The organism is Chitinophagales bacterium, from assembly GCA_019694975.1.
GTDB lineage: Bacteria > Bacteroidota > Bacteroidia > Chitinophagales > UBA10324 > JACCZZ01.
Genome location: JAIBAY010000010.1, coordinates 1 through 20957, shown reverse-complemented (window position 1 = coordinate 20957; position 20957 = coordinate 1). Strand labels below are relative to the sequence as shown.

Sequence of the window (20957 nt, the reverse complement as noted above, 5' to 3'; positions counted from 1 at the left end):
ACGGCATCAGGAGATAATATCTTCCGTGCGGAACTAATCTGAAGGTGGAAGCATCCTTCAAAAATTACTTTTTCTGCTTCTTCTTATTTTTCTTTTCTTCCGTACTGTCTGCGGGCAACGCCGAATTACTGTTCTTGTTCTCACCGGCGATGGTATTTTGAGATGAGCCGGATGCAAGGTCTTTGTCTTTATAATAATCCTTTAGCGGATCATAAGCCACCTGAATCTTACCATCTGCCCCATCACGCATGCGCAGGAAAACGCTGGCACCAAGTTTAGTATCGGCACTTACGTTAGTGGGTTTGTAATCTTTCCCGCGCTTCTTCAGATTGCTCAGCGGTATCTGAATACTGATGTCCGTACCACCGTTAAATCCATATGTGCCCTCCACATATAACGTAGCTACATTGGATTGAATTTGCATGCGTGAAAGCGTCATCTTCTGCCCATTGATGGTTATGGTATCCTTTAACTGCGCAAATTCAATATTGCTGAAATCCCTGTTCTTGAAAACGTACTCCGAAATCTTGTCGAGGCCTTCCAGGTTCACCAGCGCTCCGTTTCTGATTGACATTTTGATCGTGCCGCGCATCGATTGCGGGTCAACGGCGTAATCCTTTTTAAGGAGGCTGCTGAAATTAATATTGGCAGTAAGCCGGCCTTTCAGATTGTCATTTGTGATGGCCTTCTGATTAAAATTGTTGAAAGAGTAGAAGAGTGAACTGATATCCGCGTTACCTATAGAAGCGGTTATAGCCATCTTATAGGGCGCTTTCTGCAGGTTTGTTATGCCGCCGTTTAATAAAAACGTTCCGCCCGAGGTATTCATTTGCAGGTTGTTGAACCGCAGGAAATCTTCATTCATAACGATATGTCCGCCAATATCGCTGGCGGAAAACTTACCTGAAATAACCTTGTCTGCCTCCAGCAGAATGTCTGCCTGCATTGTCTTAAAGATGTTATCAATAGAATTATTGATTTGTTTTTGCGAAGATTTCTTCTTCTTGCCGGCGCTTTTTTTCGGGGCTGTCTTCGCGGCCTTACTGTCCGATGCAAAGTTGTTGAAGTTGATGACACCGGCTTTTACCATCAGGTCTGCAAAAAGTGATTGCCCCGGCACAAACAGAAACGGGATAAAATGAATAACCTGGCCCGTTACACTTATTGCATTTTCATTCACCTTCATGCGCAGCTCATTAATCTTAAGCATGGAATCTCCAAACAACATAACAGCATTTACATCGGAAAAAACAAAACGGCGCGGCACATACTCAAACGATGCATTGCTGAGGTGAACGCTCCCTGTAATTTCTGCAAGGAAACGGTTGGTAATGGTATCAACATATTCCATCAGCTTGCCGTCATATTTAAAAGCAATGTCCAGTTTTCCGGAATTGAAGAGGAATTTCGAGGTATCCACAATTCCATAGACCTCTGCAAGGTCCATATTCACATTAGCATTCATCAGCATCGAAGGCTTGATAAGATCGGTGATGGCCACCTTCGACTTAATGGGAATACCACCGAGGTTGGCATTAAACCGGGCTAATATCACCTTTGAATTGTGATCATCGTTTATTTGTGTGGAATCGGCATGATTCATAAACCAGCCCAATGCATTCACTTCTGTAAATGTTTTGGTTTTCATGCTCAGCACGTTGTCGGTTGTCTTGAAAAATACATCTACGGCAGGCTTACTTCCGGGATACAAAGGTCCGTCAATCCTGATAGCGGCGATGAGCGGTTTTTCAAACTTAAATACAATCAGTTTTGCGGCAATGTGCTGCGTCACAATCGAATTTGCCTGTTCAACAGATATGTCAGGAGCATCTATTTCAAGATGCATGTGCGAGGTATCGCTGAAGGTGAAATTGCCACGCAGGAGCAGTTTTTTCTTGTCAACTTCAAGCGTGGAAGAAGTCAGTGTCAGCTTCTTTTCTGCAATATTAAAATCAGCATTCAGCTCAACTTTCACGGTCTTATTGGTGAGGTAACTGCCTTTGTCGGCATTGAAGGCAAGTCCCCCAAAATAGATTGTCCCTGTCATCTTATCGTTGATATGCGCGGGTGACATATCAAGTTTCTGTTCCAAGTCTTTAAACTGAATTTTGAACCATTTGTTTTTCGCGGAATCCACCATGCTGAATTGCACATTCTTCCATAATACCTTATCAATGGATGCCGTGAAAGAAGATTGGGATGCAGTGTCTTTAGGGGCCGCTGAATTTTTCCGGATGATACTGGTATTACTGTATCCGTTTTTCATTTTTACAAGCGAAACGGAAGCATCGGAGATGGTGATACTCTTCAGTTTCAATTCACCTAACAGGAGTCTTCTCAGTATAAGCTGAAGGGTAATTTTTTTTGCATGAAATAGTTCAACATGGTGTACCGGATACAGTGAATCTCGCAATACAGCATCCTGAAGGGTAAGCGAGAAACTTGGAAAGTTATGCAAGACAGTGAAATCAATGTCTTTGATTTCAAGGGTGCCACTTATTTTATCGCTTATGGACCGGTTGACTTCCGCCAGGATTTCGTTCTTATACATTTTGGCAAGCAGGTAACCTCCTGTAATAATTAAAATAAAAAATATTACGAGGCCTATGGCGCCATTCCTGATATATCTTTTTGTCTTCTTCGTCACAAAACGTAATTATACTTGTAAAACTAACAAGATTTATGTTTTGATGCTATGAGATACATTGCAAAACACGTTATCCGGCGTATCATGTTTAACACTTAAAAATGAGATCACCATGGTAAGTAACCGGCAGGCATACTCGTACGATGGTGACTGTTTGGTATCAATTAATGGGACGCTGCTGCCTGAAGTGATAAACTTTTATTTTCATTACAATGCCGCAGTCATATAATGGGATGCATCATTATAGTGCAGATGCGCCGCCTGAAGGTTCACTGCACACTATGAAAATTAATACGCCACCTGGCTGGTTATGCAACAATTGCCTGCAGTAAATGTGTGGTAATTCTCAGGAAACCGAAAACTTTGGCAATTCGACGGGGATATCGGTTTTGGCAATAGCCTGCCATCCGCCTAAAATATTTTTTAAGCTGTGAATACCATTTCGTTTAAGCAGCGATGCGGCTATCATAGAGCGGTAACCGGCCTGGCAATGTATGTACAGATCTTCCTTGTCAGCTAATTTACTGAGTTGCTCATCAAACTGCTGCAGCACTACATTTACCGCACCTTCTACATGACCATTCTCATATTCGCTTTCTTTTCTCACATCCACCACGTTAATACTGTCGTGCTTATAGTCCAGATTAAATTCTTCCGCATCAATGGATATTACCATATCACAGGCGTTTCCCTTATTTTTCCAGTTGTCAAACCCGCCTTCAAGAAAACCAATCACGTTGTCATAACCTACTCTCGACATCCTGATTATCGCTTCCTTTTCTTTTCCAGGTTCAGTTACCAGCAGAACCGGTTCATCTATGTTTACCAGCGTTCCCACCCATTCTGCAAAACGGCCGTTCAGGCCAATAAATACTGAGCCCGGAACAAATCCCTTTTCAAATACGCTTTCATGCCGGGTGTCAATTACCAGCGTCCCCTTCTCCATTTCATGCATAAATGCTTCGGGTGATAGCGGGCGCATGCTTTTATGCAAGATATCATCAAGAGGGGCATAACCTTGTTTGTTAATCTTTGCATTTAAAGGAAAATACTGCGGCGGACGTGACAGGCCGGTTGTAATAGCTTTTATGAAATCTTCGCGGCTAATGTCCTGCAGTGCATAGTTCAGCTTCTTTTGCTGACCAATGGTACTCCAGGTTTCTTTGCCGATATTTTTTCCGCAGGAAGATCCCGGTCCATGTGCCGGATACACTATCACATGATCAGGAAGCTTTTTAACTTCATTCAGCGAATCATACATACGGGAGGCCAACTCTTCTTTGCTGATTGCGGCACCAAACAGATCGGGTCTGCCCACATCACCCACAAATAAAGTGTCGCCGGAAAAGATACAGTAGGGTTCTCCTGATTCATCCCGAAGCAAGTAGCAGGTTGATTCCGGCGTATGCCCCGGCGTATGTATTACTTCGATGTCAATGGCGCCTATCTTAAACCGCTGATGGTTTGCCGCAACAATAACAGGATAACTCGTGGTGGTCTCGGGTCCGTAGACAATTGGAGCACCGGTTTTCTTAGAAAGATCAATGTGGCCTGAAACAAAATCAGCATGAAAGTGCGTTTCAAAGATATATTTGATAGCCACGCCTTTTTGCGCTGCCAGGTCAATATAGCTCTGATAGTCCCGAAGAGGGTCAATTACTGCCGCTTCACCGTTTGACTCTATGAAATAGGCGGCCTCTGAAAGGCAATTCGTGTAAAGTTGTTCTACTTTCATTTAACACCTGATACCGGGGAAAGGAGATCCGTTACCGGGCGCGAAGATATTACTTTTTCGACTCAAACTTTCTAACGATATTCATCAGTTGTTTCACGTTAGCATAGTGAATCGAATAGAAAATGCGTTTGCCATCGCGACGGTACTTTACCAGTTCAGCGGTACGCAGTATTTTCAGATGTTGTGATGTAATAGATTGTTCCAGTCGCAGAGAACGGTAAATCTTATTTACATTGATCTCACCATTCTTATCAATAAAAGTGATAATAGAAAGACGTAATGGATGAGCGAGCGCTTTAATCCGGCTCAATCCCTTTTTTGCCAATGCATAATCAAGCAATAATGTTTCAGCCATTTGTGTATGTTGGTTTTAGAAATTCACACGTATAACGAAAAGAAGGATAAATAGTTTACTTAAAGGCAATGATTTTTTAACTACGGCTGCAAACGTAGCAAAAAATAATATTCTTTTCGTTTGACTGAAGTTACGATCTGCCTCTCAGCCCGTCTTTTACAATATAAAGACGGGACTCATAAGCACAAGCCGTAGGGAATTAATTTGCGAGTTCTTCAACCAGATCAGCAAGTTCTGCAATACGATCCTCATTCAGAGAATAGTAAATAAACTTGCCTTCGCGTTCTGTCTGAACAACTTCCGCATTCCGGAGTATGGCAAGGTGTTGTGAAGCCACTGATTGCTCAAGCCGCAATTTCACGTAGATCTCCGTCACTGTCATTTTTCCGTGATCTTCCAGCAGCTTGATCATTGATTGGCGAAGTTTATGATTCACCGCACGTAACACACCGGCAGCCTTTTTCAGGGCGCTGTAATCTATTTTGATAGGTGCTTTTGAACTTCCGTTTTTTGAAACGAGGGTAAGTTCAGGAACTGTTTTAGCCATGTTTAAAAATTTAACTCAATTGAAAAATAAAGGCACGTATAATTAACAAATTCAATGCCGAAGGGTTTTAAAATCTGCTAATTAATATGCAAAAATGAAGGTTATTTTAATATAAGCCTTATGTCATAGACTCAAATACTACCCAACAGGCAATTTTTATTACTGAATGAGCAAATGGCCGGCATCAACGGGGAATAACAATAAGCCGTAATGTGTCAATTTAGCAGGATATTTCAAATGATAATGACTGTATGGCCCGGTTATACTATTTCAAAGTACGCTGATAACTGGCAACAGCGTTATCCGGCACCTTATCTATCCTGTTGATGCAGTATTAGAGGGCATTAATCTTCAGCAGATTTAACCGGCAATAATACCAGGTACCTTAATAATACCTGGAGAGGACATCTCATTCATAATATCTTCTTTGCCGAAGTGACAAAAGCCGGCTTTATATAGTGGGGTTCAAAATATATGGGATCCGTGAAGGCTGCACTGGCAAACATTCTATCACCCCATTGGATCATCCATTTGGCGGAAGGCGTTGTAATTTCATCAAACTCCGGGCGATGCACCGATACAAATTGCCGGCATTTTGTGGCGCCGCTGCCGCCTATTAATATTTTTTCATCACCCTGCATATCACTTAAGAATCCGGGCGCTAAAATGTGATTTACAGGAGGACGAATGATGTCCACATTGTGCGAATACAATCCATAGTAAATCTCATTCCTTCTTGCATCAATGGTTGGACAATAAATGCACTTCCGTTCACCGACATTTGCACGCATCCCGTTTGCTAATGCCTGCAATGAATCCACAGCAATCAGGGGCTTATTCAATGCATAGCACATACCCTTGGCGGTGGCAGTGCCAATCCGAAGTCCGGTATAAGAGCCCGGGCCTGCGCTGAGTACAATTGCATCCAGCATTTTGGCATCGTATTTCGCTTCCTGCAAAACCTGTTCAATCATGACTATCAGCATTGCTGCATGATTTGCATGCTCCGTTGTTTCCTTCAGCGAAAGCAGGGAACTACCAAGGCTCAATGCTACGGAGCAAACCGGAGATGATGTTTCAATATGAAGCAGCAATGGAGCAGCCATAAGATTGTTGTTAGCGGAACCGGAGGAGAGATGGTGCTGTGTCTGCCAACCGGTATCCTGCATCATAACAGGCTGCGGTGCAGCAAGTGCTGACATACAGCCGGACAGATTGCAACAGTTTTACCATGAAAGCAATCAGCTGTTCTGCTAATAATGCTTTCATTAAAAGGTTGCCTTTAACTCAACATTCATATCGCCCCGCTTAACGATAATGGTTGTGCTCTCGCCTTTCTGAAATGCTGCCAGTGCTTTCATATACGCCATGATGTCAGCTACCTGATAATCGCCGATAGCCAGGATAATATCTCCTTTCTTAATACCGGCCAGCGCAGCAGGTTTTCCTTCATCAACACCATCGACGCGCAAACCTGTACCATCATAAAGATAGTCGGGAATGATGCCCAGCCTTACTTTAAACTGCGGGATATCGGCATTCTCGGTTTCTTTGGTTTTCACAAAGGGAAGCGGTGCAGTATCATCATCAAGCTGTGTGACGATGGTGGCAATCAACTGCACAATGGAGGCTTCAGCTTTATAATTGATCTTCTCCGCATCATCAGAAGGCTTATGATAATCTTCATGTGTACCTGTAAAGAAATTCAATACAGGAATATTTGCATAGTAGAATGAAGTATGATCTGTAGGACCGGTCCCGTTTTCTCCCAATTTAAATTTCAGGCTATCAAATGAAAGTGTACGGATGAAATTAAAGGCATCCGGTGACGTGCCGAGTCCGCTGAGTTCCATCCCCTTCTCACTGTCATAACGGCCAACCATATCCATGTTAACCATAAAATTGATGTTGTTGGTATCAATGGTCGGATGCTGAACCCAGTACTTCGATCCAACTAATCCCAGCTCTTCACCAGAAAAATTTAAAAACAGGTAGTTGTTCTTTTCCTTTATGCCATTGTTTTGAAAATAGCGCGCCAGTTCCAAGATGGCAGCGGTACCGCTGGCATTGTCATCGGCACCATTGTGAATAGCCGGTTCACCGCGATAAAGCGAGTTACCATATTCTCCATAGCCAAGGTGATCGTAATGCGCACCCATCACCACGGTATAAGAAGCGCCATTATCAATAAATGCTGCAACATTGTGTCCGGTCAGCGTCAGCTTATCAAGCTGTGTGCTGATAGATGCCACATTAAATTCAGTACGCCAGTTTTTTTTGAGAGAAGCTGATTTGACAAAGATTACCGGGATTTCAAATGTCGGCGAATTGATATCGAGGTTAGCCTTCAGATCTTCGGCATCGGCTGAGGTATTTGTAAAAATAATTGCAATGGCTCCCTTGTTCTTCGCGGTTTCAATCCTTGTTTTCAAATCTGCAAACGGGCCATATTTGGAATGCGGGTTGTCCCCTTCCGGCGTGCTGCATTCCATCAGGTAAATACTGCCTTTAAGATCCGACAGGTTTTTATAGCTGTCATAACCTATGGCAGGGGCTACGATGCCGAATCCAACATCCACTATTTTACCTTTTGCTTTTCCGTTGCCGGAAGAATTCAGCGGATAAAAATCTTCATTCAGATTCAGATTAATTCCATTTATGGTGAGCTGATTCCTGCCGCTCATCTCTTTGCCATAAGTGAAGTTGAATGGTTGCAGGTAACCGTTTTCACCTTTCGGTGCTAACCCCATTTTTTTATACTGTCCAATGAGATACTGATATGCCTGCTTTTCCCCCTTTGAGCCCGTATTTCTTCCCTTCAGCTTATCGGAAGCCAGGTAATAAACGTGCTCTTTCAAATGGCTCACCAGCAGTGTGTCCTGCGAATCGGCAAAGATTAATATTCCGGGATGGCACAGCAGCAGCAAAAGGTAAAGTGCAAATTTTTGCATGGTGGCAGTTTGTTTATTGCAATTGATGAAATGAAGGTATCAGGAAGAAATCAGATTCAGGCCTCAAAATTAATTCATAGTGGCTGAACAAACGGAAAGAAACGCCACAGCGGGTGGAATAAAAAAAAGCTGTTGCATTCACATCCAACAGCTTCTCTGCGGTATATTGCTGAAGTTACTTTTGTGCCATAAGTGCTTTTGAGTACACTTCCTGATTATTCAGCACCTCGATCGCTTTCTTAACATCAGGATCGTTTTTCAGTCCGGCCTCCAGCCGGCCATCCTTAAAATAGTAACGGCTGGCAATTTCTTCTTCCAGTAATTCGCTGATCTGTTCTTTGTTCTTCTGCAGATCATGTTCTTTGTCATGCATCATCGAGTTTTTCAATGCCGAAAATTGATCATGAATTGCCGCCCAGTAATCTTCCTTTTCTGCCGCTTCCTGCAAAGCTTTCAGTTTTTCTTCTGTCTTGGTGGAGTAGTCATAATCTTTCTGGCTCAGGAATGCAGTAAACTCATTATAGTCGGTATCTGTCAGCTTGAAATCCATTGGATCGGCAATCGTATTATGACGGAGGCGGTATTGCGTTGCAAAGTCGAAAATGAGTCCTTTATCAACCAGGCTGTAAGAAATCGGGGCAAGTTTTTCGGCGTCCGTTGCAAAATCAGGATCAACGCCGCCGCCGTCATAAACGGTCCTCCCGCTTTTCGTCTTAAATGCTGTTTTCAATGAATCCGGGATTTTTCCGACGCTGCCATCTTCATTACGGTGCGCATAATCAAGTGCCTGTATACATCGTCCGCTTGGAGTGAAATAATGAGCGGTTGTTACTTTCAGCTGAGTGCCATAGCTGAGCGGGCGTGTGGTTTGTACCAGTCCTTTTCCAAAGGTTTTTTGCCCGATAATCACTCCACGATCATAGTCCTGCACGGTTCCTGAGACAATTTCAGAAGCGGATGCAGATCCATTATTGGTAAGAATGGCTAATGGAATCCTGGTATCCACTGCAGCATCAATAGCGTAAAAAACCTTATCCCATTCTTTAACCTTGCCGCGGGTGCTGACAATCTCATTTCCCTTATCAATAAAAATATTGGCCACATTAACTGCTTCATTAAGCAAACCGCCGGGATTTCCTCTCAGATCGAGCACAATGGCTTTTAACTGATTTTTAGATTGCAGTTCTTTAAATGCATTTTCCACTTCCTGTCCGCAACCTTCCGTAAATTGTTCGAGCCGGATATATCCGATATTATTGTCGATCATACCGGAATAAGATACACTGCTGACCTTAATCTCTTCACGCTCCAGCGTTTTCAGCAACTGATTTTTTTCACCCGGACGCTGAATCAACAACTTTACTTCCGTACCCGGCGTGCCTTTCAGAATTTTGCTGATATCATCCACATCTTTTCCTTTGGTTGACTTACCATCCACTTCCAGGATGACATCACCGGCCATCAGGCCTGCCTTGTTGGCCGGATAATTAAGATATGGCTCAGCAATAACAATCAGGTCGCCCGATTTACGAATGAGTGCCCCAATTCCTCCATACTTTCCAGTAGTTTGGAAACGATAACCTTCAATATCGGCTTCAGAAATATAATTTGTATAAGGATCCAGTGTTTCAAGCATGGCATCCATACCGGTCTTCATGAACTTTGCCGGTTCAATATCATCCACGTAATAGGTATTTACTTCTTTATAGAGCGTTGCAAAAATGTCGAGGTTCTTGGAGATCTCGAAGTAATTGTTGGTGACTGCCGCAATTGGAAGAAAGGCAGCGACAGACAATCCTGCCAGCAGCAGCAGTGTTTTCATTTTCTTTTTCATAAGCATGTCGGGGTTTACTATTTAGCAGGCGCATATTTTAGGATAGCGCCTCTTAAAATTTTACGCTAAACGAAATTATGCGAAAAATATTGAACCGGCTGCTCATTTAGACGAATGCATTTTCGCTGGCGACCAGCAGCGTTTTTCGGGTAATGGAAGCAGCCAGCAAGACAAACAGCGATTGCATCGGATCATCTTTCATTGATCATCGCCGGAAAAGCCCGGAAACAATCATTTCATGGTACAGGATCATGGCCATGTCCGCCCCAGGGATTGCAACTCACTAAGCGCTTTAATGCCATCCAGCCGCCTTTGAAAGGGCCATACTTAACAATCGCTTCCACGGCATATTGCGAACAGGTGGGCGTGTACCGGCAGGCCGGCAGCAGCCATGGGGAGACGGCGCGCTGGTAAAATCGCACCAATCCGATCAGGACGCTACTTAATATGTTTTTCAGCACCTGCATTGTTTTGTAGGAGACGGTGGATAATGGCATTCATTTTCTCATTAATCAATTCATAAGGCTCCATCACCTTTGCTGCGTAAACAAATGCCAGGAGCAGCTTTTTTGGTTCCGGGTTAATCTGTTCCAGCAATACGTTTTTGTTTAGCCGGTAACATTCCCTCATCATTCTTTTCAACCGGTTACGATCAACGGAGCGCGGAAAATTTCTGGAAGAAACAGCCATCAGCACCTGAACCGAACCCGGGGCCGGGGCGGATTTCAGGAAGAGATGCACTTTAAAAGGGTACAAAAAAAAAGACGAACCGTTGTTAAACAGTTCGTCGATCAGTTTCTTGCCCGAAAGCCGCTCTTCCCTTTTAAAAGTAAATCTAAGTGGATTTGAGGCGTTGTGTTTCACATTGCTACCCGAAAAAGTAATCCAAAGACCGTAGCTCCGGAAAACGCTGATATTACTTCAGGCGTTTTTCATCGGAAACGGTCAGTTTCTTGCGGCCCTGCTTTCTGCGGCTGCTAAGAACGGCACGGCCATCTTTGCTTTTCATGCGCTCGCGGAACCCGTGTTTGTTTTTGCGCTTGGTAGTAGAGGGTTGATACGTTCTCTTCATGACTGTGTTGCTTCGTTTAGGGGGTGCGAAAATAGCACCTAATTCTCAAATTATAGCATTGCCGGGGAAAATTAAGCATTCATCGAAATGAGAAACTCTTCATTCGACTTGGTGCCTTTCATGCGATCGAGCAAGAATTTCATGGCTTCTTCACTCGTCATGTCAGCCAGGTGATTGCGGAGGATCCACATACGCTGCAGCATTTCACGATCGAGCAGCAGATCTTCGCGGCGTGTACTGGAGGCTGTGACATCCACCGCAGGGAATATCCGTTTGTTTGAAAGCTTGCGGTCGAGCTGTAACTCCATATTGCCTGTTCCTTTAAATTCTTCAAAGATCACTTCATCCATCTTCGATCCTGTATCAATCAACGCTGTAGCAAGGATCGTTAATGACCCGCCATTCTCAATATTCCGGGCGGCGCCAAAAAACTGTTTCGGTTTATGCAGGGCGTTTGCTTCCACGCCGCCCGATAAAACTTTTCCGGATGCCGGTGAAACTGTATTGTGGGCACGTGCCAGTCGTGTAATAGAGTCGAGCAGAATCACCACATCATTTCCGCATTCAACCATACGTTTAGCTTTTTCCAAAACGATGGCCGCCACCTTCACATGTTTTTCGGCCGGTTCGTCAAAAGTGGATGCAATTACTTCAGCGCGTACACTCCGCTCCATGTCGGTTACTTCTTCCGGCCGTTCATCAACCAGCAGGACGATGAGATAAACTTCAGGATGATTCTTGGCAATGGCATTGGCCACCGCTTTCAACAACATTGTTTTGCCGGTCTTCGGTTGCGAAACGATTAATCCACGCTGCCCTTTACCAATTGGTGTGAAAAGATCTATGACCCGGGTAGAATAATCATTTGGTTCCAGGAAGAGGTCCAGTTTTTCATTCGGAAACAGCGGCGTCAGGTAATCAAACGGCACCCTGTCGCGCACCTCTTCCGGTTTTTTGCCATTGATGGATTCTACTTTTAATAAGGCAAAATATTTTTCACCTTCTTTCGGAGGCCGTACAGAACCGGTAACGGTATCGCCGGTTTTGATGCCAAAAAGTTTAATTTGAGAAGGGGATACATAAATATCATCGGGTGAAGAGAGATAGTTATAATCTGAAGAACGCAGGAATCCATAGCCGTCACTCATAATTTCCAACACTCCTTCTCCATCCACCATGCCGTCGAGATCAACATTAAAGGCGGCTTCTTTTCGGAACGGAAGGCGTTGAAACTGACCGTTTTTCTCGTACCGAATAGCCTCTTCCATTTTCTCTTCTTTCGTCATTGGCTGTTCTTCTGCTTCTGTGGAAACAGCGGGCACTTCGGCAACCGGTTCAGGTAAAGCAACAACCTCAACGGGAGGCGCGGCATTTTCTCCGGCAACAACATGCTTTTTCCGGGTACGGCCTTTGGGCTTGGCATCTTCTGCCATGGTTTTGGCGAGCTCAGGAGCGATTGCCTGTTTATCCAGAATCTTATAGACAAGTTCCTGCTTTGGAAGCTTGTGATAATTTTCAATCTTCAGACTCTCGGCAACGTCTTTAAGTTCCGGAACGAGCATTTCGTTCAATTGAAGAATATCGTACATAAAAGGGGTTAAATGGTGTGAGCTATTACATTAAATGCAGTGGCTTTGCATGAAGTGCAAGTAAGAAAGCCTTGTCCTGCGTGAATGAATGGTTAAAAAATAACTTTTTGTTTTGATAAATCGAAATCCCGGAATGGGGAAAAACGAAGAGATGCAGGCAAATGTAGGGAAAGAAATTTAAACTGCAAATTTGATCCGCTTTTACAATCATTGCAGCATCTACTGCTAAATTGAATTAGCAAAAAACTAAATTTAAAGACCGGTGAGCAACATGCTTCACCTGAGGGCAGTCAGTCAGCACGGTGATTGATTACCTGCTTACCTCAAACAGATAAAATGGAACATCAAAGAAAGCTCACAAGGAATGAGAAAAGGGCACCGCGCAGTAAAGCGGATGCGGGGACGGATGCCAAGCAGAAAAATGACACGGGCCGCATTATTTTGTGGATGCGTCATTGGCCAGGGTTGATAGCTGCCGCATTCGGCTTTTTACTGTATGCACAGACCATCAATTACGAATATACTTTGGACGATGATGCTGTGATCGAAAACAATTACATCGTTCACCAGGGAATCAGCGCAACGGGAACGTTATTGAAAACATCGTACCTGGCTGGCTCAAATTCCGGGCAGGATGTTTTGTATCGTCCTTTATCACTGATCATGTTTGCCGCAGAATGGCAGCTGCAACCGGATTCTCCTGCGCTCAGTCATTTCATTAATGTTTTACTCTATGCACTCACGGGACTGTTACTATTCAGACTGCTGAGCAGACTTTTCAACAACAACATCCTTTTTTCTTTTCTCACCACCATGCTGTTCATGGCTCATCCGTTGCATACGGAAGTGATAGCCAATATCAAAAGCCGTGATGAAATTCTTGCTTTCCTTTTCAGCATCATCGCCATCGGCAGCCTGCTGGATTATCTCGCCTCGAATAAATCAATAAAAATTATTATAGCTGCCGGCGCATTTTTCCTGGCATTGCTGTCAAAAGAAAGTGCTGTTACCATGTTAGCGGTAATACCTTTGTTGTTGTTTGCCCGGTGCCATCTTCCGCTGCGGAAAATCGGGTTATACGTTATTCCATTCCTGATCGTATCGCTGCTGTATTTCATGATAAGGAATGCTGTGCTGCAAGGTTTTATGCATACCGGTAAGATTTCCATGCTCGACAACATACTGGCCGCCGCCCCCGATTTTTCAACCCGTTCCGCAACGGCCATCTATGTGCTTGGAAGATACCTTTTGCTGCTGATTTTCCCCGTTTATCTGTCTTACGATTATTCCTATGCCGCCATCACCTTGCTTGACTTTGCAGACTACCGTGTATGGGTTTCGCTGCTGGCATTATTGATCATCAGCGGATATGCGGCGGCCACCATCAGCCGAAAAGATACACTGGCAGTCGCCATTATTTATTTCCTGATCACGGTCTCGGTTGCATCAAACCTGTTTGTCACTATTGGAACCGTAATGGGAGAAAGATTACTGTATGCGCCTTCATTGGCGGTGTGCCTGTTGCTGGCTGCTTTGCCGGGACGGTGGCTCAAAGGCGGAGATGTGGCAACTAACTCGGCGATTGAACAATATCCGGGTGATTTTTTGAAGAAACATTCCAATATACTTATCATGGCAGCCATGCTCATTGCTTTGTTTTCATTTAAAACCATAAGCAGGAGTATGGTTTGGAAAAACAATTATTCGCTGGCACTGGCAGGAGTACAGGATGTTCCTAACAGCTCAAGGGCGCATTACTTCCTGGGAGGTGAGCTGACACATGTTATTGCTAAAGACGAAACAGATCCTCTAAAGCGCAATGCAATTTACAGGCAGGCAATTGATGAGTTGACAAAAGCCGTCACCATTGCTCCGGAAAATGCAGCGGTGTATACGGATATCGGACTTACTTACTTTGCGATGAACGATACCGTTAATGCCATTAAATACTACGACATAGCATTGCAGCATGACCGGCTGGACAAACGGGCTATGAATAACAAAGGGATTCTGCTGGTGAAAAAGGATAATAAAGCTGCCATGGCACTCTTTGCCGAAGCGATACGCATTGATCCGCATTTTGCAGATGCCCTGAAAAATCTGGGTAACCTGTATGGTTTCACCGGCGATCTTGATAATGCCATGCTGTATTTCAACAGGTCGATACCTTATCAGCACGACCGTAAAGCTCTTGCCGAGACTTACCGGTTTATGGCCATGATCAGTGAACACAGGGGCGATAAAGTGAAAGCCGAATATTACAATTCCCAAGCAAGAGAAAATACACAACCCTGATGCGACTTTACAATAATTTCCCCATGGCATTTTGCTGCAATGCCTTCCCGCCTGTAACCCGATTATGAATTACCTTTGCCCGCTTCATCAGTGACATGAAACAATACAAGCATATCTTTTTCGACCTTGATGAAACCTTATGGGATTTCAGGTCTAATTCGCAGGAAACGCTTACGGAAGTGTTTGGGTTATACCGCCTGGAAGAAAAAGGGATTGAGGAACAAACATTTTACAACCACTACTATTATCACAACAACATTTACTGGGAACTATTCAGAAAGGGTGCAATCGGAAGGGAAGTCCTGCGCGTGGAACGGTTTATAAAGACGTTACAGGAATTCAATGTGGCCGATGATACACTGGCTCAGAACATGTCGGGTTCCTATCTGCAGATTCTTCCCACCAAAACAAAGTTACATGATGATGCCATTGAGGTACTGACTTACCTGCAGCTGAAATATTCGCTGCACATTATCACCAATGGTTTTGAAGAAGTGCAGTTTATGAAGTTGCGCCACTCCGGTCTTGCGCCCTTTTTTAAATATGTTATCACCTCGGAGATGGCCGGCAGCCAGAAACCTAACCGTGCCATTTTCAAGTATGCTTTTGATATCACCAATGCTTGTGCTTTTAACAGCATTTTTATTGGTGACAGCATAGAGGCCGACATGCAGGGTGCCAAATCCGTTGGTATGGACCATGTGCTTTTCAATCCTGAAAAAGTATCGCACAACGAACAGGTGACGTATGAAGTGACCGCATTACGGGAACTGAAATCATTTCTCTGAGCAAGTGTGCTAAACAGTGATGATGGCCACCATGAGATACAATACAACGGTCATCAGCAATGCAATGAAATACAAGACGGATAGCGAGACCAGTTTACGCAATGTATTAAAGCCGGACAGGCGGTAACAATTTTTCATCGCGAGGAAAAGATAGATCATCAGGAGCAGCATCAGCCAGTTCGTGGAAACGGCAAAACCCGTAGCAAAATATAGCATAAGCAACAGCAGCATTGCGAGAAAGGCAAATGCATGAAAATGGAGCGTAAAGACGGCGTGATCAACAAAATATATTTTACGGCGGATGAAAATCAGTTTTAGCAACAATGCAAAAACCGGAATGAGCACAAACATCAGCTTAGGTAAATTATGGGTGACATTCTCCGTAAATCTTTCCATCGCCTCTTTTTCGTCCATGGTATTAAGGTGAATAATAAGGCGATCCATCGCCTGTTGCAGTTTCCCCGGCCTGTTTTCCGGCAGCAGCCTGTTTATGGAATCATTGTATGCGGCAATGCTGAGCGGCAATTCAGCATCGCGTATTTTTATCACAGACGGTTCCGTGGTATGTTCCTGCTGTCCGTCAACCACCAATGCCTGGCTGTTCGTATCAGCAGTTTTTGCCGTTATGAATTGTGGAGCAGTTACGCTGTCAGGAGATGCAGGTAAGGAAGGGACCTGCGGAAGATTTATTGCATCACGCGTTGAATCGAAGGCATCCGACATGCTGTCGCTGGTGAAAAGCTCACCTTCATTTAATGCATTGCGCAGCTTGCCCGTGGCGAGAAAAGAAAACGCGATGAAAAAAACGATGCTGATGAAGAGATACAGTTGTATGGGATGTACATAGCGTACTCTTCTACCCTCCATAAATTCTTTGCTGAGAAAGCCGGGCTTAAACACCAGCGGCCCCAAGGTATTCATAAACTTACCATCGAAGTGCCAGTAATGTGCAACAGCATGTGCCAGCATTACATAAAACGGTTCGTGGAGGGGTTCATCTTTCTGTCCGCAATGGTAACAGTAGTGACCTTGTAATACGGTTCCGCAATTGAGGCATCTTTTATTATCAAACGACCCGGCTGTTTCGCGCCTGTCAATGGGAATGGTATTGATCAATGCCGAAATATTTGCATTTGCATAAATGCCGAAAGCATCAGTGAGGGTTCCTTTTATTCCGGTAGTAGTTTTAATAAGATAGACGATGGCGCTTTCTTCCGGATCCGTTGCGCCTTCTATGCGGTGGAATGCTTCAATCACCAATTGAGCCGGAGAAAAAAGCTGACCTGTTTCCAGGCAACGCAACCCGGTTGGTTCGGCTGAAAAGCTAAAACGGAAATCCTGTTGCGCCGCGGCATCAATTGCATCCAGTACGGTTTCATATTGGTTGTCGGTCATTTGCAAGGCTATATCCTGAACCCACTGTCACCGGCTATTCGCCGCCAGCACCGGAGTGCTGCGGAAGGCATTCCATCTCTTCATCCGTGCCTCTTGGCTTCATTCTTCAAACACTTCAATCTCTTTATGCGCTTTCACCAATTCACCAAACTTGCCGATATACCGCGTGGCTCTCACAATATGATTGTCTATCCAGTGATAGTTTCCGCCGCGTGGTTTCCCCAGCAGAATGCCATGATATTTAAAACCATATTTGTTCAGCCAAGCTTCGGTGATGGCACGCAGGCTTTCTGTTCTGGAAGAAAAGAAATAAATGATGTGGCCTTCATCGTACCACTTGTTGATGGTTTGCAAAGCATCCGGAAAGGGTTCACAGGTCACCATTCTTTCCGGCTCTTCGTTGGGAATATCTTCCGTGATGGTGCCATCAATATCAATCAGGAAATTCTTTTTTTCCTCTGCTAACACAGGACTGATCGTATGTCCGTTTTCATCAAATGCGGGCTTCAGTACTTCTTCCGGGTTTTCCATACTATAATGTTTAGGCAAAATTATAAACTTTGACACGGAATGCCGCAGCAGTAATCTGCAGTGGTGTTAACAAACAGTTAGCAATAAGTTCACCAGCCAAGGATTCATTCAGTATTGCTCCGGAGAAAAAACCAAACAACACAGTAATGCAAAACGTAATTTGTATATGAACATTCAGGAACAAATCAAAGCGTATATGCTCAGCCAGCCTGGTCCAAGGCGCAGTGATATGCAGGCCTTGCACGAGACCATTCTGCAAATAATGCCCAACTGTAAACTATGGTTTATGGATGGCAAAAACAGCGAAAACAAAACTGTTTCCAATCCCAATATCGGTTATGGAATAATTACCATAAAATATGCAGATGGAAAAACCAGGGATTTTTACAAGATCGGTATGAGCAGCAACACAACAGGCATCTCTGTGTATATCATGGGGATGGAAGATAAGCAGTACCTGGCCCGAACGTATGGCAAAAAAATAGGCAAGGCAAGCGTGAGTAGCTATTGCATTAAATTCAGAAGGCTGGAAGACATAAACAGGGATGTGCTTGAAGCGGCAATATCAGCTTCTGTTGGGCACAGCTGATCAGTCAGACAAGATGAATGGTTACACATGAAGATTAACCTTGGAAGGAACAGGCTGCTGTAGCAATATAAAATGACGTCTGATACAATGGTTACGCGGTTCCGTTATTTTGAATGACGGATTTGCCGGTGCCGGAAATAAAGCAGCTATTGCAACCTGTGATTGTTGTTAAACGTGTAACTGCATTATCTCCTGTCTGCGTAACAAATCGTAAGCAAACGTATTTTATCTGCTCCGGCTATTACTATCTGTTCTTGTCTACCTTTGCTGCACAATTATTATTCATGGATTTAATGACCCCTGTGCCGCTCTCCGCCATCAATTCGCTGATCGGCGCAAAACTACTCGGCGATGAAAAATACAGGCTGAAAGGCATCAATGAAATACACATGGTGCGCGAGGGCGATCTCACTTTTGTTGATCATCCCAAATATTATGAGAAGGCTTTACACTCGGCGGCATCCGTTATCCTGATCAACAAAGCAGTGGAACCACCTGCAGGCAAACACCTGCTTATATCCGAGGATCCATTCCGCGATTACAATTTTTTAACTGCTTACTACAGGCCATTTGAAGGCGCCACCCGTTCCATCAGTGAGCATGCCGTAATAGGTGAGGGAACCGTTATTCAGCCCGGCGCTTTTATCGGGCATCATGTTACGATCGGTAAAAACTGTCTCATTCATTCCAATGTGAGCATTTATGATCATTGCATTATTGGCGATCATTGTGTGGTGCATGCCAACACGGTTATCGGCGGCGATGCATTTTATTTTAAAAAATACCCTATGAGGGGTTACGTGAAGATGCACTCCTGCGGCCGTGTGATCATACATGACAACGTGGAAATCGGTGCCTGCTGCACCATTGATAAAGGTGTGTCCGGGGATACGGTGATTGGTGCCGGCACCAAGCTCGACAATCAGGTACACATCGGGCACGATACGGTGGTGGGAAAAAATTGTCTTTTTGCCGCACAGGTTGGCATTGCGGGTGTAACAAAGATTGAAGATGATGTGATATTGTGGGGGCAGGTGGGCGTAAACAAAGACCTGGTGATCGGCAGGGGCGCTGTGGTTTATGCACAGTCAGGTGTTCCCTCCAGCATCGACGGAGGTAAGGTTTATTTCGGGTCGCCCGTGCAGGAAGCGCGGGAAACGATGAAACAGATTGCACTGCTGAAACGGTTGAAAGAATTGTTCGTAAAGACGGGCTGATCTTTGCATCTCACTTCATAGTTGCACAGAAACAGATAACACTATAACACAGGATTCATTTAAACATTATTCATACCATGAAGAAAATAACAGTACTTGGTGCCGGCATGGTTGGCCGCACCATTGCCATAGATCTTGCCAAGCATTATGCAGTAACGTCTGTTGACCTCCGCGCTTCCAACCTTGCATTGCTTCCTGCTCACATCGGAAAAACACAGGCCGACCTGGCTGATCAAAAAAAAATCCGTCAGGTGGTGGCCGGCGCCGACCTCGTTATTGGCGCTGTTCCGGGATTTATGGGTTTCGATATGCTATCAACGGTAATAGCACAGAAAAAGAATATTGTTGACATCTCATTTTTTCCTGAAGATCCATTTGCCCTTGATAAGCTGGCGAAGGCAAATGGTGTTACCGCCATTCTAGATTGCGGCGTGGCGCCCGGTATGGACAATGTGATACTTGGGTACCATGATCAACGGATGGAGATTGACAACTTCATTTGCCTGGTAGGCGGGCTTCCTGAAAAGAGAACGCTTCCCTTTCAGTATAAGGCTCCGTTTTCTCCCATCGATGTGCTCGAAGAATATACGAGGCCGGCGCGCATCGTTGAAAACGGAAAAGTGGTGACCAGGCCTGCGTTGTCGGAGGCAGAAGAAGTGCAGTTTGAACACATCGGAACGCTGGAGTCTTTTAACTCCGATGGACTTCGGTCGCTGGTAAAAACGATGAAGCATATTCCAAACATGAAAGAAAAGACCCTGCGCTATCCGGGCCATGCGAAGCTGATGGAAGCGTTGCGCGGCATGGGGTTGTTTGATAAAGCGCCGGTGATGGTGCGTGGCACATCCGTAGTTCCGCTGGATGTAACTGCCGCCCTGTTATTTCCCAAATGGCAGTATGAACAGGGTGAAGCAGAATTCACCGTCATGCGGGTGACCGTGGAAGGAAGGGAGAAGGGCCGGAAAAAATCCTATACGTATGATTTGCTCGACCGTTATGATATGACAACCCATACTTCTTCCATGGCGCGCACCACCGGCTATACCTGCACGGCAGCTGCCGTGATGTTGCTGGAAGGATTGTATAAGCGCAAAGGGATCATCCCACCGGAACTGCTGGGCAAAGAAGAAAAGTGTTTCCGTTTCATGCTGGCATACCTCGAAGAGCGCGGCATCTTCTATCATTGCAGGATATCCTGAACGCTTACAGCATTCGCCGGTTTTTGAAGACAGCAAGGAATTTGAAAACTGAAGTGATTTTTATTTCAACATTCCCGCTGATGAAACAGGGTATTCCCGAAAATGTAGAACTCAATCTGAGTAAGTATTTCACAGTATAGTGTGCAAAGAAAAAGCCCCAAATAAGTCACGAAGTGATCAAATTTGGGGCAGTAAAATTTGCACTACAAATGT

General features: G+C 44.5%; 18 protein-coding genes. 5 read left to right on the top strand and 13 right to left on the bottom strand.

The window, feature by feature from the left end; translation table 11 throughout:
• Window positions 1–64: 64 nt before the first annotated feature.
• The 11 genes from K1X61_14985 to rho form a co-directional block, all read right to left on the bottom strand.
• Window positions 65–2647 (bottom strand): AsmA-like C-terminal region-containing protein, encoded by a 2583-nt coding sequence (locus K1X61_14985; GenBank protein ID MBX7109952.1) that lies wholly within the window; start codon window positions 2645–2647, stop codon window positions 65–67.
• Between the two features lie 346 nt (window positions 2648–2993).
• Window positions 2994–4382: an MBL fold metallo-hydrolase gene (locus K1X61_14980; GenBank protein ID MBX7109951.1), complete on the bottom strand. Its 1389-nt coding sequence runs from the start codon at window positions 4380–4382 to the stop codon at window positions 2994–2996.
• Between the two features lie 49 nt (window positions 4383–4431).
• A complete protein-coding gene (locus K1X61_14975) occupies window positions 4432–4737 on the bottom strand; it encodes a metalloregulator ArsR/SmtB family transcription factor (GenBank protein MBX7109950.1) in 306 nt (101 codons plus the stop codon).
• A 199-nt stretch (window positions 4738–4936) separates the two neighbouring features.
• The gene (locus tag K1X61_14970; protein ID MBX7109949.1) at window positions 4937–5284 is read right to left on the bottom strand and encodes a metalloregulator ArsR/SmtB family transcription factor; all 348 of its coding nucleotides are present in this window, start codon (window positions 5282–5284) and stop codon (window positions 4937–4939) included.
• 413 nt (window positions 5285–5697) lie between these two features.
• The gene (gene tsaB, locus K1X61_14965; GenBank protein MBX7109948.1) at window positions 5698–6486 is read right to left on the bottom strand and encodes a tRNA (adenosine(37)-N6)-threonylcarbamoyltransferase complex dimerization subunit type 1 TsaB; all 789 of its coding nucleotides are present in this window, start codon (window positions 6484–6486) and stop codon (window positions 5698–5700) included.
• 66 nt (window positions 6487–6552) lie between these two features.
• The gene (locus K1X61_14960) at window positions 6553–8235 is read right to left on the bottom strand and encodes a M28 family peptidase (protein MBX7109947.1); all 1683 of its coding nucleotides are present in this window, start codon (window positions 8233–8235) and stop codon (window positions 6553–6555) included.
• 175 nt (window positions 8236–8410) lie between these two features.
• Window positions 8411–10069, bottom strand: a complete 1659-nt coding sequence (locus K1X61_14955) for a S41 family peptidase (protein ID MBX7109946.1) — start codon at window positions 10067–10069, stop codon at window positions 8411–8413.
• Between the two features lie 236 nt (window positions 10070–10305).
• The gene (gene yidD, locus K1X61_14950; protein MBX7109945.1) at window positions 10306–10536 is read right to left on the bottom strand and encodes a membrane protein insertion efficiency factor YidD; all 231 of its coding nucleotides are present in this window, start codon (window positions 10534–10536) and stop codon (window positions 10306–10308) included.
• The gene (locus tag K1X61_14945; protein MBX7109944.1) at window positions 10508–10933 is read right to left on the bottom strand and encodes a ribonuclease P protein component; all 426 of its coding nucleotides are present in this window, start codon (window positions 10931–10933) and stop codon (window positions 10508–10510) included. Before K1X61_14945 ends, yidD begins: the two co-directional genes overlap by 29 nt.
• Window positions 10934–10985: 52 nt before the next feature.
• Window positions 10986–11141 carry a 50S ribosomal protein L34 gene (rpmH, locus tag K1X61_14940; GenBank protein MBX7109943.1) on the bottom strand — a complete coding sequence of 52 codons (156 nt, stop codon included), beginning with the start codon at window positions 11139–11141 and terminating at the stop codon, window positions 10986–10988.
• 71 nt (window positions 11142–11212) lie between these two features.
• The gene (gene rho, locus K1X61_14935) at window positions 11213–12730 is read right to left on the bottom strand and encodes a transcription termination factor Rho (GenBank protein ID MBX7109942.1); all 1518 of its coding nucleotides are present in this window, start codon (window positions 12728–12730) and stop codon (window positions 11213–11215) included.
• Between the two features lie 336 nt (window positions 12731–13066).
• Between rho and K1X61_14930 the strand changes: the two genes are divergently transcribed.
• Window positions 13067–15025 (top strand): DUF1736 domain-containing protein, encoded by a 1959-nt coding sequence (locus tag K1X61_14930; protein ID MBX7109941.1) that lies wholly within the window; start codon window positions 13067–13069, stop codon window positions 15023–15025.
• Between the two features lie 95 nt (window positions 15026–15120).
• The gene (locus K1X61_14925; protein ID MBX7109940.1) at window positions 15121–15813 is read left to right on the top strand and encodes a YjjG family noncanonical pyrimidine nucleotidase; all 693 of its coding nucleotides are present in this window, start codon (window positions 15121–15123) and stop codon (window positions 15811–15813) included.
• Between the two features lie 9 nt (window positions 15814–15822).
• Here K1X61_14925 and K1X61_14920 read toward each other — a convergent pair whose 3' ends face one another.
• Window positions 15823–17208: a DUF3667 domain-containing protein gene (locus tag K1X61_14920; GenBank protein ID MBX7109939.1), complete on the bottom strand. Its 1386-nt coding sequence runs from the start codon at window positions 17206–17208 to the stop codon at window positions 15823–15825.
• A 99-nt stretch (window positions 17209–17307) separates the two neighbouring features.
• Window positions 17308–17739, bottom strand: a complete 432-nt coding sequence (locus tag K1X61_14915) for a hypothetical protein (protein MBX7109938.1) — start codon at window positions 17737–17739, stop codon at window positions 17308–17310.
• Between the two features lie 166 nt (window positions 17740–17905).
• Between K1X61_14915 and K1X61_14910 the strand changes: the two genes are divergently transcribed.
• The 3 genes from K1X61_14910 (at window position 17906) to K1X61_14900 (ending at window position 20744) form a co-directional block, all read left to right on the top strand.
• Window positions 17906–18328 carry a DUF1801 domain-containing protein gene (locus K1X61_14910; protein MBX7109937.1) on the top strand — a complete coding sequence of 141 codons (423 nt, stop codon included), beginning with the start codon at window positions 17906–17908 and terminating at the stop codon, window positions 18326–18328.
• Between the two features lie 284 nt (window positions 18329–18612).
• Window positions 18613–19545 (top strand): UDP-3-O-(3-hydroxymyristoyl)glucosamine N-acyltransferase, encoded by a 933-nt coding sequence (locus K1X61_14905; protein MBX7109936.1) that lies wholly within the window; start codon window positions 18613–18615, stop codon window positions 19543–19545.
• A gap of 77 nt (window positions 19546–19622) precedes the next feature.
• Window positions 19623–20744: a saccharopine dehydrogenase NADP-binding domain-containing protein gene (locus K1X61_14900; protein MBX7109935.1), complete on the top strand. Its 1122-nt coding sequence runs from the start codon at window positions 19623–19625 to the stop codon at window positions 20742–20744.
• Window positions 20745–20957 lie beyond the last annotated feature (213 nt).